General features: G+C 70.7%; 12 protein-coding genes. 2 read left to right on the forward strand and 10 right to left on the reverse strand.

What is annotated here, in order from left to right:
- Window positions 1–240: 240 nt before the first annotated feature.
- Window positions 241–1,689, reverse strand: coding sequence for a recombinase family protein (locus tag ACFVKT_RS11385; protein WP_385730079.1), 1,449 nt, complete (start codon window positions 1,687–1,689; stop codon window positions 241–243).
- 122 nt (window positions 1,690–1,811) lie between these two features.
- On the opposite strand from ACFVKT_RS11385, the gene ACFVKT_RS11390 reads away from it, so the two are divergent.
- On the forward strand, window positions 1,812–2,231 hold the full coding sequence (locus ACFVKT_RS11390; RefSeq protein ID WP_385730082.1) for a DUF3151 domain-containing protein: 420 nt from the start codon (window positions 1,812–1,814) through the stop codon (window positions 2,229–2,231).
- Window positions 2,232–2,424: 193 nt separating this feature from the next.
- Here ACFVKT_RS11390 and ACFVKT_RS11395 read toward each other — a convergent pair whose 3' ends face one another.
- The 8 genes from ACFVKT_RS11395 to ACFVKT_RS11430 form a co-directional block, all read right to left on the reverse strand.
- Window positions 2,425–3,948, reverse strand: coding sequence for an MFS transporter (locus tag ACFVKT_RS11395; RefSeq protein WP_385730084.1), 1,524 nt, complete (start codon window positions 3,946–3,948; stop codon window positions 2,425–2,427).
- A 74-nt stretch (window positions 3,949–4,022) separates the two neighbouring features.
- Window positions 4,023–5,045: a class II fructose-bisphosphate aldolase gene (gene fbaA / locus ACFVKT_RS11400; protein WP_385730086.1), complete on the reverse strand. Its 1,023-nt coding sequence runs from the start codon at window positions 5,043–5,045 to the stop codon at window positions 4,023–4,025.
- A gap of 214 nt (window positions 5,046–5,259) precedes the next feature.
- Entirely contained in the window at window positions 5,260–5,808 is a 549-nt protein-coding gene (gene pyrE / locus ACFVKT_RS11405) for an orotate phosphoribosyltransferase (RefSeq protein WP_384381428.1), read from the reverse strand.
- A 10-nt stretch (window positions 5,809–5,818) separates the two neighbouring features.
- Window positions 5,819–6,607 (reverse strand): aldose 1-epimerase, encoded by a 789-nt coding sequence (locus tag ACFVKT_RS11410; RefSeq protein ID WP_385730088.1) that lies wholly within the window; start codon window positions 6,605–6,607, stop codon window positions 5,819–5,821.
- A gap of 239 nt (window positions 6,608–6,846) precedes the next feature.
- Window positions 6,847–7,758 (reverse strand): SRPBCC family protein, encoded by a 912-nt coding sequence (locus tag ACFVKT_RS11415; RefSeq protein WP_385730090.1) that lies wholly within the window; start codon window positions 7,756–7,758, stop codon window positions 6,847–6,849.
- 88 nt (window positions 7,759–7,846) lie between these two features.
- Complete coding sequence (locus tag ACFVKT_RS11420) at window positions 7,847–9,568, reverse strand: polyamine aminopropyltransferase (RefSeq protein ID WP_385730092.1); 1,722 nt, start codon at window positions 9,566–9,568, stop codon at window positions 7,847–7,849.
- Window positions 9,569–9,753: 185 nt separating this feature from the next.
- The gene (locus ACFVKT_RS11425; RefSeq protein WP_385730095.1) at window positions 9,754–10,272 is read right to left on the reverse strand and encodes a DUF2617 family protein; all 519 of its coding nucleotides are present in this window, start codon (window positions 10,270–10,272) and stop codon (window positions 9,754–9,756) included.
- 406 nt (window positions 10,273–10,678) lie between these two features.
- On the reverse strand, window positions 10,679–10,978 hold the full coding sequence (locus tag ACFVKT_RS11430) for a hypothetical protein (protein WP_385730097.1): 300 nt from the start codon (window positions 10,976–10,978) through the stop codon (window positions 10,679–10,681).
- A gap of 128 nt (window positions 10,979–11,106) precedes the next feature.
- On the opposite strand from ACFVKT_RS11430, the gene ACFVKT_RS11435 reads away from it, so the two are divergent.
- The gene (locus ACFVKT_RS11435) at window positions 11,107–12,297 is read left to right on the forward strand and encodes a pyridoxal phosphate-dependent aminotransferase (RefSeq protein WP_385730099.1); all 1,191 of its coding nucleotides are present in this window, start codon (window positions 11,107–11,109) and stop codon (window positions 12,295–12,297) included.
- Between the two features lie 360 nt (window positions 12,298–12,657).
- Here the strand turns inward: ACFVKT_RS11435 and ACFVKT_RS11440 are convergent, their stop codons facing one another.
- Window positions 12,658–13,191, reverse strand: a complete 534-nt coding sequence (locus tag ACFVKT_RS11440) for a YbjN domain-containing protein (protein ID WP_385730101.1) — start codon at window positions 13,189–13,191, stop codon at window positions 12,658–12,660.

Here is a 13,191-nt window from a genome sequence, read left to right on the forward strand (position 1 = left end):
AGCGCCGCCCTCCCTCCCCGTGTCCCACCGCTGTGTTCCCGCCCACCCGGCGGTCACGGCGGCGTGGTACGGAAGGTGCGGCTCTCTGACCGAGGACGAGTGGCTGCGCCGAGTAGAGGCGCAGCTCCCCGACCGCGACGAGGAGTGGGTCGACGATCTGCTCCGCATCTTCGGCATAGACCGGTCATGGACCAACGAAGCCGGGTCCCCGACAGGCAAGGGGGACCCGGCTTCCGTCTGTCACCTGAGCACCGGCTCGATGTCCGCCGGATCGAAGATCGGTCCGTTGGAAGCGGGCTTGATGGTGACCGCGCGGAAGACCTTGCGGACTGCGGCGCGTTGCTGCTCGATGGCCAAATTCTCCCAGCGCCCCCGTATGTCGATGGGGCCTGCTGCGAAAGTCGCGGCCTCTGCCCGATGCAGGGCTCGCTCCCGACGCAGCTCCGCGATCTGCTTCTCCAGGTCCTCGGTGAGCGCGATGTAGCGAGCGGCCGACATCCGTTTCTCCTGCCACGCCTGCTTGAACTCGGCCATATCCTGTTCCAGGGAGGCCAGTTGCTCCTCCTTGGTCCATTCCGGCGCGCGCTCACGGACGCTCGCAAGCGCCTTGTCCGAGCTGAGGAACACCGCGTTCCTGATGAGACGGTCGACCGGTTCACCGGCCCTGGCCACTCCTCCGCATCCACCGTCGTTCTTCCCGGGGCACGCGTACTTGAACTGCGATGACGTCTTCGACTTCCGGTACGACGGGAAGGCCCGCATCTTCGTGCCGCACCGCCCGCACCGGGCGATGCCGGAGAGCAGGTACTTGGTGGCGTTGTCCCGTACGGCACGCCCCTCCAACTCCCGCCTGACCTTCTCCGTCAGCAGGTACCAGTCGTCGGGGGTGATGATCGGCTCCCAGTCACCGACGACGGGAGCACCGCTCTCGTCCAGGAACAGCTCACCCTGGTGCATCCGGTAGCCACAGATCCGCGGGTTCATCAGCATCCGCTTGATCTTGGAGTCGTCGAAGACGCCGCCGCTTTGCGACCTGATCCCCTTGTTCCGCCACTCACGCGCGATCGACGCCCAGCGGATGCCACCCAGGAAGTCCTTCACCGCCTTGCGGAGGTTCTCCGCCTCTTCCGGCACCAACGTCCGCCGGTCCTCGCGGTTCCATCCGTACGGCGCCCGACCACCAGGGAGTTTGCCCTTCGCCGCCAGTTCCAGGTGCTTGCGCTTCGTCCGCTTCGACGTGTCCGCCGAGGACTTGCTGGCGATGGTGACCTTGATCCGGGCGATGAACCGGCCGTTCTCCGTGGACAGGTCGATGTCCGAGGCCGACACGGAGTCGAAGACGAGGTGACGCTTCCGCCGCTCGGCATCCTCGTACTCGTCGATCCATGCCTCCAGTTCACGCGGCTGGCGCGTGAAACGGTCGATGTCCCAGGCGACGACCCCGTCGATCCGCCCAGCCTTCAGGTCTTCCAGCATCTGCCGGAACTCCGGACGGACCGTCTTGCGCTTGTACGCGGAGAGGTCGTTGTCCTCGTAGACCTTGGCGACCTCCCACCCCCGGGCAGCGCAGTGCAGTCGGCAGTCCTCCTCCTGCCGTGCGACGCCCAGCCCCTCGGCCTCGTCGTCCTTGCTGATCCGGGTGTAGATGCCCACCTGTACGGCCCCGGAGGACCCCGGTCGTGCTGCCATGCGTCGGATCGTCGCATGGCGCGATCAGGTACATCAAGCACCCTTCTCATATCCACCTGGTCCACGGCCTATATTCCGCAGAGGCGTCCCGGAGGCCCATCCCCAAGTGGCAGACTGCTTACATGACGACGCACAAGAACCTGCTCGGCGGCCCGGACCCGACGTACCTGCCGGAGAACGAAGAGGCATACCGCCTGCTGGGCGAGGAGTCCCAGCCCCCGGCCGAGGTCGCGGCGAAGCATCCGACGTTCTCTCTCGCCTGGGCGATGCTCGCGGACGACGCCTTCGAGGCGGGGCGAGTGATCGAGTCGTACGCCTACGCACGCACCGGCTATCACCGGGGTCTGGACTCACTGCGCCGCGCCGGATGGAAGGGACACGGCCCCATCCCTTGGGATCACCGGGCCAATCGCGGGTTCCTGCGCTGCCTCGCCGCCCTCGCCCGTGCCGCCGGCGAGATCGACGAGAAGGACGAGACAGAGCGTTGCTGGCAGTTCCTCAAGGACAGCAGCGCCGAGGCATACACCGAACTGAAGCGGTAGTCACCGCAGTTGAGACGTCTGTGCCGTCTGCGGCATTCGCCGGTGCGGGGCTGGGGTCGGGGTTTTTCGCCCCCCCCTCCGCCCCTACCCGTCCCTTGCTTTCTGGGGGCTGCGCCCCCGGACCCCCCTTTCGCGCTGAACGCGCTCGTCCTCAAACGCCGTACGGGCTGAAAGATCTCCCCCGCCGGACGGGCTAAACGGCCCGCTTCCCCGCCTCCAGCGGCGGAGCCGTGACCCACCCGTGGGTGCGGCACTCCGGCCGGCGGCAGTCCGGTGCCGGGCGCCGGACCGTCGCGAAGGCGACCACCGCGCCGAGGACGAGCACCCCGGCACACAACGGCATCGCACGCCGGAACGCGGAGTCGAAGGCGTCCGCCGACCGGTACGCCTCCGCACCCATGCCGGAGAGCAACGGGAGCGCGGCCACGGCGATGAGCCCCGCCGCCCGGGCCGCCGCGTTGTTGATACCGCTGGCGAGCCCCGCCCGCCCGGTGTCGACGGAGGCAAGAACCGTGGCGGTCAGCGGCGCGACCAGCGTCACCATGCCCAGGCCCATGACCACCAGCGCGGGCAGCACATCGGCGAGGTACGAGGCGCCCTCGCCCACCCGCAGCATCAGCAGCATCCCCGCCGCACACAGCAGCGGCCCTACCGTGAGCGGAATCCGCGGCCCGATGCGCTGGGCGAGCTCGCCCGAGCGGGCGGAGAACAGCAGCATGAGGACGGTCGTGGGCAGCAGCGCCGTACCGGCGCCGAGGGCCGAGTAACCCGCCACGACCTGGAGTTGGAGCGCGGCCAGGAAGAAGAAGCCGCTGAAGGCCGCGTACACGCACAGCGTGACGGCGTTGACGGCCGTGAACTGGCGCGACGCGAAGATGTCCAGCGGCATCATCGGATCGGACCTGCTTCGCTCGACGTACACGAAGGCCACGCCCGCGGCCACACCCGCGACCGCCGACACCCACACGAGCAAGGACCCGCTGCGGGCCTCGATCAGGGCGTACGTCACCAGCGCCAGCGACAGCGCGCCGAGGGCCGCGCCCAGCACGTCGAAGCCGCGGTGCTTACGTCCGTCCGCGGACTCGGGGACATGCCGCAGGGCGACGGGCACACACACCAGGGCCACCGGGATGTTCAGCAGGAAGACCCAGCGCCAGCCGGGACCGTCCACCAGCCAGCCGCCCAGGAACGGGCCGACCGCCGCGCCGACCCCGCCGAACCCCGACCACAGGCCGACGGCCCTGGCCCGGTCGTCCGGATGGAAGGAGGCCTGGATCAGCGAAAGCGAACCGGGGGTGAGGAGCGCCCCGCCGATGCCCTGCAGCGCGCGGGCCGCGATCAGCACTCCCCCGCTGGGCGCCAGCCCGCACACCAGCGAGGCGACGGCGAACCACACCACCCCGATGACGAAGACCTTCCGCCGCCCGTAGCGGTCCCCGAGCGACCCGCCCAGGAGGATGAGCCCGGCCAGCGTCAGCGTGTACGCGTTCACGGTCCACTGGAGGGCCGCGAGGTCCGCGTCCAGGTCACGGCCGATGCGCGGCAGCGCGACATTGACGACCGTCGAGTCCAGCATGGCCATGCTGGAGCCGAGGACGGTGGTCAGCAGGATCCACTTGCCCGTGGGACTGGAGATCCTGACGCCCGGCTCTGACGGTTTCCCCGGCAGAGCCTCCGGAGACTGCGGCGACTGCGGATCATTCGGGGTGGCAGCCATACACCGGAGCATACGGAAGGGCCCGGCACCGAGCAGGTGCCGAGCCCGAATTCGAATCCGAATCCGATCCGCGGTTACTTCAGCTTGGTGCCCGTGGAACGCAGCGCAGCACACGCCTCGGTGACGCGCTTGGCCATGCCGGCCTCGGCGGCCTTGCCCCAGGTGCGCGGGTCGTACTTCGACTTGGTGCCGACCTCGCCGTCGACCTTCAGGACCGCGTCGTAGTTGCGGAACATGTGGTCCACGACCGGGCGCGTGAAGGCGTACTGGGTGTCGGTGTCGAGGTTCATCTTCACGACGCCGTTCTCCAGCGCGGTGGCGATCTCCTCGGCCGTGGAGCCGGAGCCGCCGTGGAAGACGAAGTCGAACGGGTTCGCCTTGCCGTACTTGGCGGCGACACCCTCCTGGAGGTCCTTGAGGAGCTCGGGGCGCAGGACGACGTTGCCCGGCTTGTAGACACCGTGCACGTTGCCGAAGGACGCGGCGAGCAGGTAGCGGCCCTTCTCGCCCAGGCCGAGGGCCTCGGCGGTGCGCAGCGCGTCGTCGACAGTCGTGTAGAGGGAGTCGTTGATCTCGTGCGAGACGCCGTCCTCCTCGCCACCGGTCGGGGTGATCTCGACCTCGAGGATGATCTTCGCGGCGGCGGCCTTCGCGAGCAGCTCCTGGCCGATGGCCAGGTTGTCGGCGAGGGTCTCGGCGGAGCCGTCCCACATGTGCGACTGGAACAGCGGGTTCTCGCCCTTGGCGACGCGCTCGGCGGAGATGTCGAGCAGCGGACGCACGTAGGCGTCCAGCTTGTCCTTGGGACAGTGGTCCGTGTGCAGCGCGACCGTGATGTCGTACTTGGCGGCGACGATGTGCGCGAACTCGGCGAGCGCGACCGCGCCGGTCACCATGTCCTTGTTGTACTGGCCGCCCAGGAACTCGGCGCCACCGGTGGACATCTGGATGATGCCGTCGCTCTCCGCCTCCGCGAAGCCGCGCAGCGCAGCGTGCAGGGTCTGCGACGAGGTCACGTTGATGGCCGGGTAGGCGAACTTGCCTGCCTTCGCCCGGTCGAGCATCTCGGCGTAGACCTCGGGGGTTGCGATGGGCATCTGTCCGCTCCTTGTATATGCGGGTGGCGTTCTGCTGCTTACGGCCCTGACCTAGGGAGTGACGTCATCGTCGTCCCCATCTTTCCAGACTTGCCCAGATGCTCCAGACACCGTGTCCACCCTGTGGGCTGCATTCCCCTGGGGCGTGACATCGGCGGCTGCCGCCGCGGGCCCCCAGACCTCCGGCCGAAAAAGACTCTCAGGCCGACGGCCCTCAATCCAGGCCCAGTTCGTCCTTCGAGTACGCGAAGAGATACGGCACCCCGGCCTCCGCCTCGATCTTCTCGGCGGCGCCCGTCGCACGGTCGACGATGGTCGCGACGCCGACGACCTCGGCGCCGGCCTCGCGCACCGCCGCCACGGCCTCGAGCGGGGAGCCGCCGGTGGTGGAGGTGTCCTCGACGACGAGCACACGCCGGCCCGCGATCTCCGGACCCTCCACGCGCCGCTGCATCCCGTGTGCCTTGGCGGCCTTGCGTACGACGAAGGCGTCCAGGCGCTTTCCGCGCGCCGCGGCGGCGTGCAGCAGGGCCGTGGCCACCGGGTCGGCACCCATGGTGAGCCCGCCGACCGCGTCGAAGTCGAGCCCGTCGGTGAGGTCGAGCAGCACCTGCCCGACCAGCGGCGCGGCCTCGCCGTCCAGCGTGACGCGGCGCAGGTCCACGTAGTAGTCCGCCTCGAGACCCGAGGAGAGGGTCACCTTGCCGTGCACCACGGCCTTGTCCTTGATCTGCTGCAACAGCGCGTCGCGTACGTCACTCATGGCAGCCAGCTTAGAGGCGCCGCCAAGCCCAGGTCGTGGCCGCCTCCAGCGGCTCGATGGGAGTGACCAGGCGAGGAAGGGTGTTGAGCCCGTTGGGCGGCCCGGTCTGCGGTTCGACGCACACGGCCGCCTCCTGCTCGTCGTACACCACGACCCACTCCTCACGGCTGGTGATGTTCAGCTCCAGCTGTCCCGGCCAGGTGAGCGTGACGTCGACGCCGTCGGGCATGCCGAAGCAGTCGTCCCAGGGGCTGGGGAGCGGCTCGATGCGCCGTCCGGTGGGGAGGTGGTCCTCGCCCCGCTCCTCCTGCCAGGCGGGGGTGAAGGCGACCCGTACGTCGTCCTCCCCGAGGTTCCGGTTGAACCAGGGGTGCCAGCCGATCTGGGCGGGGAAGGAGGAGTCGTACGTCTCCACGGACATGGTGAGCGTGAGGGCGTCCTCGGTCAGGGCGAACGCCTGGGTGACGCGGCCCGGGTGGGGCCAGGGGGCGACGAGGTCGTAGGTGAGCACGGTCTCGTTCTTGGTGGAGTGGGCGGTGCGCCAGGCGGCCTCGCGGGCGGTGCCGTGGATGGCGTGCGGTGGGGAGTTGAGCGGCATCTGCCGGACGGTGGCGCCGTCCAGGAACCGGCCGTCGCGGATCCGTCCGCACCACGGGACCATCGGGAAGCACCCGTATCGCTCGCCCTGCCGCAGCAGTTCGACGCCGCCGACCCGCAGACTCCCGACCCGTCCGCCGTTCCCCGGCAGCACGGTCACCTCCGCGTCACCCGCGGTCAGCGTGATCTCTTCGTTACTCACAGGGCTGACCCTACTGGGGCGGGGGCCGGGACTGTTTTCTCGCCCCCTCCGCCCCTGCCCGTCCCTTGTTCCTGGGGGCTGCCGCCCCCAGACCCCCGCCATCGCGCTGAACGCGCTCGTCCTCAAACGCCGGACGGGCTGAAACACCGCGCAGCGGGGTCTGGGGCGGAGCCCCAGGAACAAGGGACGGGTACGGGCGGAGGGGGCGGAGGGGGCGGAACAAAACCACCCCCACCCCGTCACCGACGCTTACGCAGCGCCCGCGTCACCACAATCGCCGACGCGAGAGCCAGCGCCGCCGCCGGCGCAGCCCACCGCAGGGTGGCGCGGGCGGCCGTGGTCTCCGGCGCGGGGACGGGGGCGTACCGCCCGCGGGGTGGCGCGTGGTCGACCTCCTCCGCGCTGCGGCCGATCATCGTCCGCCGGGCGTGGGCCGCCTCGGCGATGGAGTCCTCCTCGACCGAGTCGAGCGAATCAAGCGAATCAAGCGAATCGAGGGACTCGATCGAGTCGAGTGCTTCGAGCGGGTCGAGTTCATCCTCCGCACCCGGCTCGTCCGTATCCGCGCCATCGTCCTCGTCGTCCTCGTCCAGGAACTCCCCGACGAACCCCTCGGCCACGAGATCGTCCTCGACCGACGGCGCCGGAATATCGGCGTCGAAGCCGGAGGGGGCGGGAGCGGGTTCAGCCCCCGCACCCGGCTCCTCCTCGGGCACGGACGCCGCAGCGGCCGCCGCAACCCCCAGGTTCTCCACGAACCGCTCCACGAGCCGCACCACGGCGCCGGACACCGCGTCGGGCGCCAGCTCCGCCACCCGCCCGTCGGCGGACGCGGTGCCGCCGACGGTGACCGTCGTACCGCCTTCGGCGGGGGCCAGCCGCACGGCGAGCGCGAGTTTCACCGACCCGCTGCCGCGGGCCTCGTCCGCGTCGCCCTCGACGGCGTAGGAACCGTCCTCCTGGGCGGCGACGGACAGCGTGCCGCGATAGGTGATCGTGTGGTTGCCGAAGCGGACTTTCAGCCGCCCGGAGACGGGCGGAGTCCCCGCGTCCTGCTGAAGGCCTGGAATCGCCCGGGCCACCAGCGCGGGATCGCCCAGCGCCTCCCGCAGCCGCTCGGCCGGAACCGGAACGTACACCTCATGCTCCATGTCGGCCGAGCCTACCCAGCACGACCGGGACCGTACCCGCGTATGACGGGATTCCGGTGGGATTCCCCTGGATTCCCCCGCCTCCGGCTCAGCCGGTGTACCGCGGATGCACCAGCGTGGAGGGCGGGAGGCCGGAAATCCGGGTGCGGGAGGCCGCGCGTGCGTCCGCGGCCAGCGCGGCGCGTGTGAGGGTGCGCGGGCGCGGCCCGCCAGGCTCCAGGCCCAGCGGCGGACCCGTACCGGAGAGACCCGAACCAGAGGCACCCATACCTGAAGCACCGGCCCCTGAAGCGCCGGTACCGGCGGCCTCCATACGGGCGGCCAGGACGAACCCCCAGTCGTGCGGGGCGAGGGACGCGCCCGCCGTGCGGTCGGGGCCGGCGGCGAAACCGGAGTCGCGGCCGCCCACGCGGTAGGGCGTGGTGCGCAGTCCTGCGGTCCGGATCGTCGTGTCGACCGTCCAGAAGACCCGGGGCCGGGTCGCCACGGGGCCCGCGTGGACGGCGAGGCGGCCGCCGGGGGCCATGACGCGGCGCACCAGGCCGTAGAACTCCTGGGAGTACAGCTTCGTGCTCGCCGTGATGCCGGGATCGGGCAGGTCGGAGATCACCACGTCGTACGTCGAGGGGGCGCCGCGCAGCCAGTGGAAGGCGTCCGAGGTCACCACGCGGACGCGCGGGTCGTCGTACGCGTGCCCGTTGAGCCGGGCGAGCGCCGGGTCCTGGCGGGCCAGCCGGACCACCCCGGCGTCGAGTTCGACCTCGTCGACACGGCGTACGCCGGGGTACCGAAGCACCTCGCGGGCGGCGAGTCCGTCGCCGCCGCCGAGGATGAGCACGCGCGCGTGGGGACCGTTCATCGCGGGATGGACGAGGGCTTCGTGGTAGCGGCGCTCGTCGCGGCCGCTGACGCGGAGGCGGCCGTCGAGGAAGAGGTCGAGCGGGCGGCCGTGGGTGCCGCCGGTCAGGACGACCTCCTGGACGCCCGTCTGGAGCGCGACCCGCACCTCCGCGCCGTACACCGCGTGCCGCGCCGCCCGTTCGAAGTCGTCGACCAGCACCGCCGCCGAGGCGAGGAGGCCGAGGACCAGGAGGTTGGCGACGACCAGGGCCCAGCGTGCGCGCGGGGTCAAGTCCCGGTGGAACAGGCCGAGTACGAGTGCGCCGCCGACCAGTGCGTTCACCCCGCCGGTGAGCAGCGCGCCGGTCAGCTGGCCGAGCCAGGGCAGCAGCAGGAAGGGGAAGGCCAGGCCGCCGACCAGGGCGCCCACGTAGTCCGCCGCGAAGAGGTCCGCCACGGCGCCGCCGGGGTCCTGGCGGCGGACGCGCTGGATCAGCTCCATGAGGAGGGGGACTTCGGCGCCGATCAGCAGGCCGATGGTGAGGGAGAAGGTGACGAGGAGGTAGCGGGAGCCGTCCCCCCACGCTCCGCCCCAGTCGCCGGTCCAGGCGAACACGGCGTACAGCGCTATCGCGCTGTAGCCGCCGACCAGGGCGAGCGCCGCCTCGATCGCGCCGAAGCCGGCCGCGGCGCGGGGGCGCAGCCGTTTCGCGGCGAGGGAGCCGAGGCCCATGGCGAAGACCATGACGGAGAGGACCACGGAGGCCTGGGTGACCGAGTCGCCGATCAAGTACGAGGCGAGGGCGACGAGTTCGAGTTCGTACACGAGTCCGCACGCCGCACAGACGAACACCCCGGCGAGGACGAGGAACCGGCCGGTGCCCTGGCGGACGGGCAACCGCGCCTGGCCCTGGACGCCGCCCCAGGGAGGGGGCGCTCCGGGGGGTGCGGGCGCGTGCGGATCGATCACGTTGCGAACGGTACGTCACACTGGTGGCACGCTTCGTCACCCACACGTGTGGAACCGTTGCACTTGAGTGTCAACGGGAGTTGGTGTGAACACCCCTGGGGGCGCTGCCCCCGGACTCCCGTATCGCGCTGAACGCGCTCGTCCTCAGACGCCGGACGGACGGGAACCTCCGCCCCACCGTCCGCTCAGACCCCCGCCGCCACCCGCACCCCCACCCTCGTCCGCGTCGCCACCAACTGCCCGTCCTGCGGGTACGCGTGCCACGTACGCCAGTGCACCTGGCCCTCGTAGCGCTGGGCCAGCATCGCGGTGAAGGCGTGGGGGCTGCCCGGGAAGACGCCTGCGAGGCCGTTCGGGTGGTCGGAGACCAGGGCCAGCAACTCCTGGGCGCGGCCCGCGAAGGAGCCGTGGGAGAGGGTCTCGACGCGCGCCGCGAACTCGTACTCCCAGTCGCCCACCCGCTTGGCCACGCCGAGCGGAAGGGGCGTACTGCTGCCGGGGATGCACGCGACGGTCTCCGAGCAGCTGCCCCGTGCCTCCTCCAGGAGTACCTGGTGGGAGGCGCCGAGCAGTCTCAACTGCAGTTTCGCCCCGCCGAGTTCGAGATCGAGGGTGGCGAGCGCGGGCAGTGGCTCGCGCCCCAGGGTCCAGGCGAGGTCAGCCGCGCGCGTGTCGGTGTACGAGGTGTTGAGGGTCGTGAGCATGGGTCGGCTCCGCTAGCACGCAAAGGGAGGTGGGGGGTCCGGCGCACCCGGTGGGTACCGGGGGATCGGCCCGGTCAGCCCGGTCAGGAAGGACGATCCGAGGCCCTGTCGTCACCTTGGCGTCGTCCGCCGGAAGGGCGGTGCCAGGCGTCGCCCGGCAGACGTCATGGAGACGACAGGGCCTTGGGGCTGCGTTGGTGATTTAGAGGGAATCATGGACTGTGGTGCCACCACAGCGTTTTTACCCAACTTCGTGCGGTTTCCATCCCCCCGAGGGCTCCACAGCTCAACTGTTCAACAACGGCGTACGCCCCGGCGCACGGAAGCGCCCGTCGGCAGCGGTTGCCGACGGGCACTTCTTCGTACTTCGGATGCGTTTCCCCCGGAGGAGCTCAGCTGCCCCGTGTCAGCTGCCCCCGCCGCATCCGCCCCCGCCGCCGCAGGAGGAGGACGACCCGCCTCCGCAGGAGGATCCACCTCCATCGGACGACGAACCCCCGCAGGTCGATGCGCTGCCTCCCGCGCCGGCCCACCAGCCGCCCGAGGCGTCGCCGCCCGAGCGCGAGCGCCTCCGCCTGGCCGGCTTGGCCGCTTTCGACGCCTTCGTCAGCGCGACCTTCTTGTCCGCCTTGTTCTTCCGGGCGCGGAAGCCGAAGACCGCGACCAGCGTGCTGCCGAAGACCGCCAGGATGATGCCGATAGTCATGGCGCCACCCTCCTTTCGTTCCCCCGAAGCGACCCCCCGTGGGCGCCTCGCATCTTGCGTGAGAGGGGGATGCCCCCGGCCCGCACGCGCCAAAGCAGAGTTGAGCGAATCCAGAGCTTGGGCGCAGGATGACGGGCATGACCATCCACGCCCGCCGCCCCCTGCTCAACCGCCGGCTCGCAGAGTTCGGCACGACGATCTTCGCGGAGATGTCGGCCCTGGCCCTCAGTACCGGCTCGATCAACCTCGGCCAGGGCTTCCCCGACACCGACGGGCCCGAGGAGATCCGCGAGGCGGCGGTGCGCGCGCTGCGCGACGGGCGCGGCAACCAGTACCCGCCGGGTCCTGGCGTACCCGAGCTGCGTACGGCGATCACCGCGCACCAGAAGCACCGGTACGGGCTGTCGTACGACCCCGACCGCGAGGTCCTCGTGACGGCGGGCGCCACGGAGGCCATCGCCGCGGCCCTGCTCGCGCTGCTCGAACCGGGCGACGAGGTGATCGCCTTCGAGCCCTACTACGACTCGTACGCGGCCTGCATCGCGATGGCGGGCGGCACCCGGGTCCCGGTCACCCTGCGCCCGCAGGACGGCAGCTTCCGCCTCGACCTGGACGAGCTGCGCGACGCCGTGACCGACAACACCCGGCTGCTGCTGATCAACACCCCGCACAACCCCACGGGCACCGTGCTCACCCGCGAGGAGCTCACCGAGATCGCGCGGCTCGCCGTGGAGCGGGATCTGCTCGTGGTGACCGACGAGGTGTACGAGCACCTCGTCTTCGACGCCGCCGAGCACCTGCCGCTGGCCTCCTTCCCGGGGATGCGCGAGCGGACGGTCACGATCGGCTCGGCCGGGAAGACCTTCTCCTTCACGGGCTGGAAGGTCGGCTGGGTCACCTCGACCCCGGATCTCGTCACCGCCGTACGGTCGGCGAAGCAGTTCCTGACTTACGTGTCCTCGGGGCCCTTCCAGTACGCCGTCGCCGAGGCGCTCGCGCTGCCGGACTCCTACTTCGAGGACTTCCGGGCTGACATGCTCGCCAAGCGGGACCTGCTGGCGGCGGGGCTCACCGAGGTGGGGTTCGAGGTCTTCCGCCCGGCCGGCACGTACTTCATCACCACCGACATCCGGCCGCTCGGCGAGTCCGACGGCTTCGCCTTCTGCCGCGCCCTCCCGGAACGCGCCGGTGTCGTCGCCATCCCGAACGCCGTCTTCTACGACCACCGGGAGGCCGGCGCCCCCTTCGTACGGTTCGCCTTCTGCAAGCGGACCGAGGTTCTGGAAGGGGCGGTCGAGCGGCTCAAGGCGGCTTGGTGACAGCGGGGCGGCGGGGTGGGTCGGGGTGGGGGCGCGAAGTTGCCCACAGGCTGTGGACGAGGCGCCTGCCGCGGGTGGTGGGTCGGGGGCGCGCCGGTACATCCGCCCGCATCCGAACGGATCGACCGGGGTTGGTCGGTGCACGTGTGCTCTCGATCCGTTCGGATGCGGGCATTTGATGGACCGACACGCCCTCTTCCGTGGTCATGCGGCTGCGGGCGGCCTGTGGGGGTGCGGGGGGTGCGGGGCTCGTTTGGACGCGCGAGAGCCCGGCCGGGGGCGCGACCGTGGTTCGGCGCCCTGGCCGGGCTCTCGTTCGCGTGCGGCCGGTCGTGGCCGTCACGCCAGGTGTCGGGGAGATTACTCCTCGTCGTCGCCGGGCTTCTCCGCCTCGTTGACTTCCTGCTCCAGGCCGAGCTGCTCGACGAGCCACTTGTCGAACTCGATGGCGGCCCGCACCCAGCTGACCGTCGAGGACACGAAGTGCTCCAGGCTGACGCCGGTGCCGATCAGCATCTGCGCCTCGCCGATCAGGCGGACGGTGCCGTCGTCGTGCGTGTGGCTGTAGACCTTCGGCCACAGGGTGCGGCGGTTCCAGTCGTCGATGGACTCCAGGAGCGCCGGCTTCTCGTCGATCTGGTGCGGCCGGTCGTAGAACGTCCGCACCGAGAAGACCTGCTGGTCACCCTCGCCGCGGAACATGAAGTACGTACGGAACTGCTCCCACGGCGCCGCGAGGTCACCCTCGTCGTCGACGACATACTTCAGCTCCATCTGTTCGAGGAGCTGCTTCACAAGGTCCTGATCCGGGACGACGGGGCCCGCCGGTCCGCCGCTCTGCGGCTCGGGCTGCTGGCCCCCGAAGTTCGGAATCGAGGACGGGTCGATGCTCAC

It is taken from the genome of Streptomyces sp. NPDC127595, assembly GCF_042671685.1.
Taxonomy (GTDB): domain Bacteria; phylum Actinomycetota; class Actinomycetes; order Streptomycetales; family Streptomycetaceae; genus Streptomyces.

Excerpts from the sequence above, each read along its gene's own strand:
- ACFVKT_RS11385 (WP_385730079.1), bottom strand. The coding sequence starts at position 1,689 with ATGGCAGCACGACCGGGGTCCTCCGGGGCCGTACAGGTGGGCATCTAC.
- ACFVKT_RS11390 (WP_385730082.1), top strand. The coding sequence starts at position 1,812 with ATGACGACGCACAAGAACCTGCTCGGCGGCCCGGACCCGACGTACCTG.
- ACFVKT_RS11395 (WP_385730084.1), bottom strand. The coding sequence starts at position 3,948 with ATGGCTGCCACCCCGAATGATCCGCAGTCGCCGCAGTCTCCGGAGGCT.
- fbaA (WP_385730086.1), bottom strand. The coding sequence starts at position 5,045 with ATGCCCATCGCAACCCCCGAGGTCTACGCCGAGATGCTCGACCGGGCG.
- pyrE (WP_384381428.1), bottom strand. The coding sequence starts at position 5,808 with ATGAGTGACGTACGCGACGCGCTGTTGCAGCAGATCAAGGACAAGGCC.
- ACFVKT_RS11415 (WP_385730090.1), bottom strand. The coding sequence starts at position 7,758 with ATGGAGCATGAGGTGTACGTTCCGGTTCCGGCCGAGCGGCTGCGGGAG.
- ACFVKT_RS11425 (WP_385730095.1), bottom strand. The coding sequence starts at position 10,272 with ATGCTCACGACCCTCAACACCTCGTACACCGACACGCGCGCGGCTGAC.
- ACFVKT_RS11430 (WP_385730097.1), bottom strand. The coding sequence starts at position 10,978 with ATGACTATCGGCATCATCCTGGCGGTCTTCGGCAGCACGCTGGTCGCG.
- ACFVKT_RS11435 (WP_385730099.1), top strand. The coding sequence starts at position 11,107 with ATGACGGGCATGACCATCCACGCCCGCCGCCCCCTGCTCAACCGCCGG.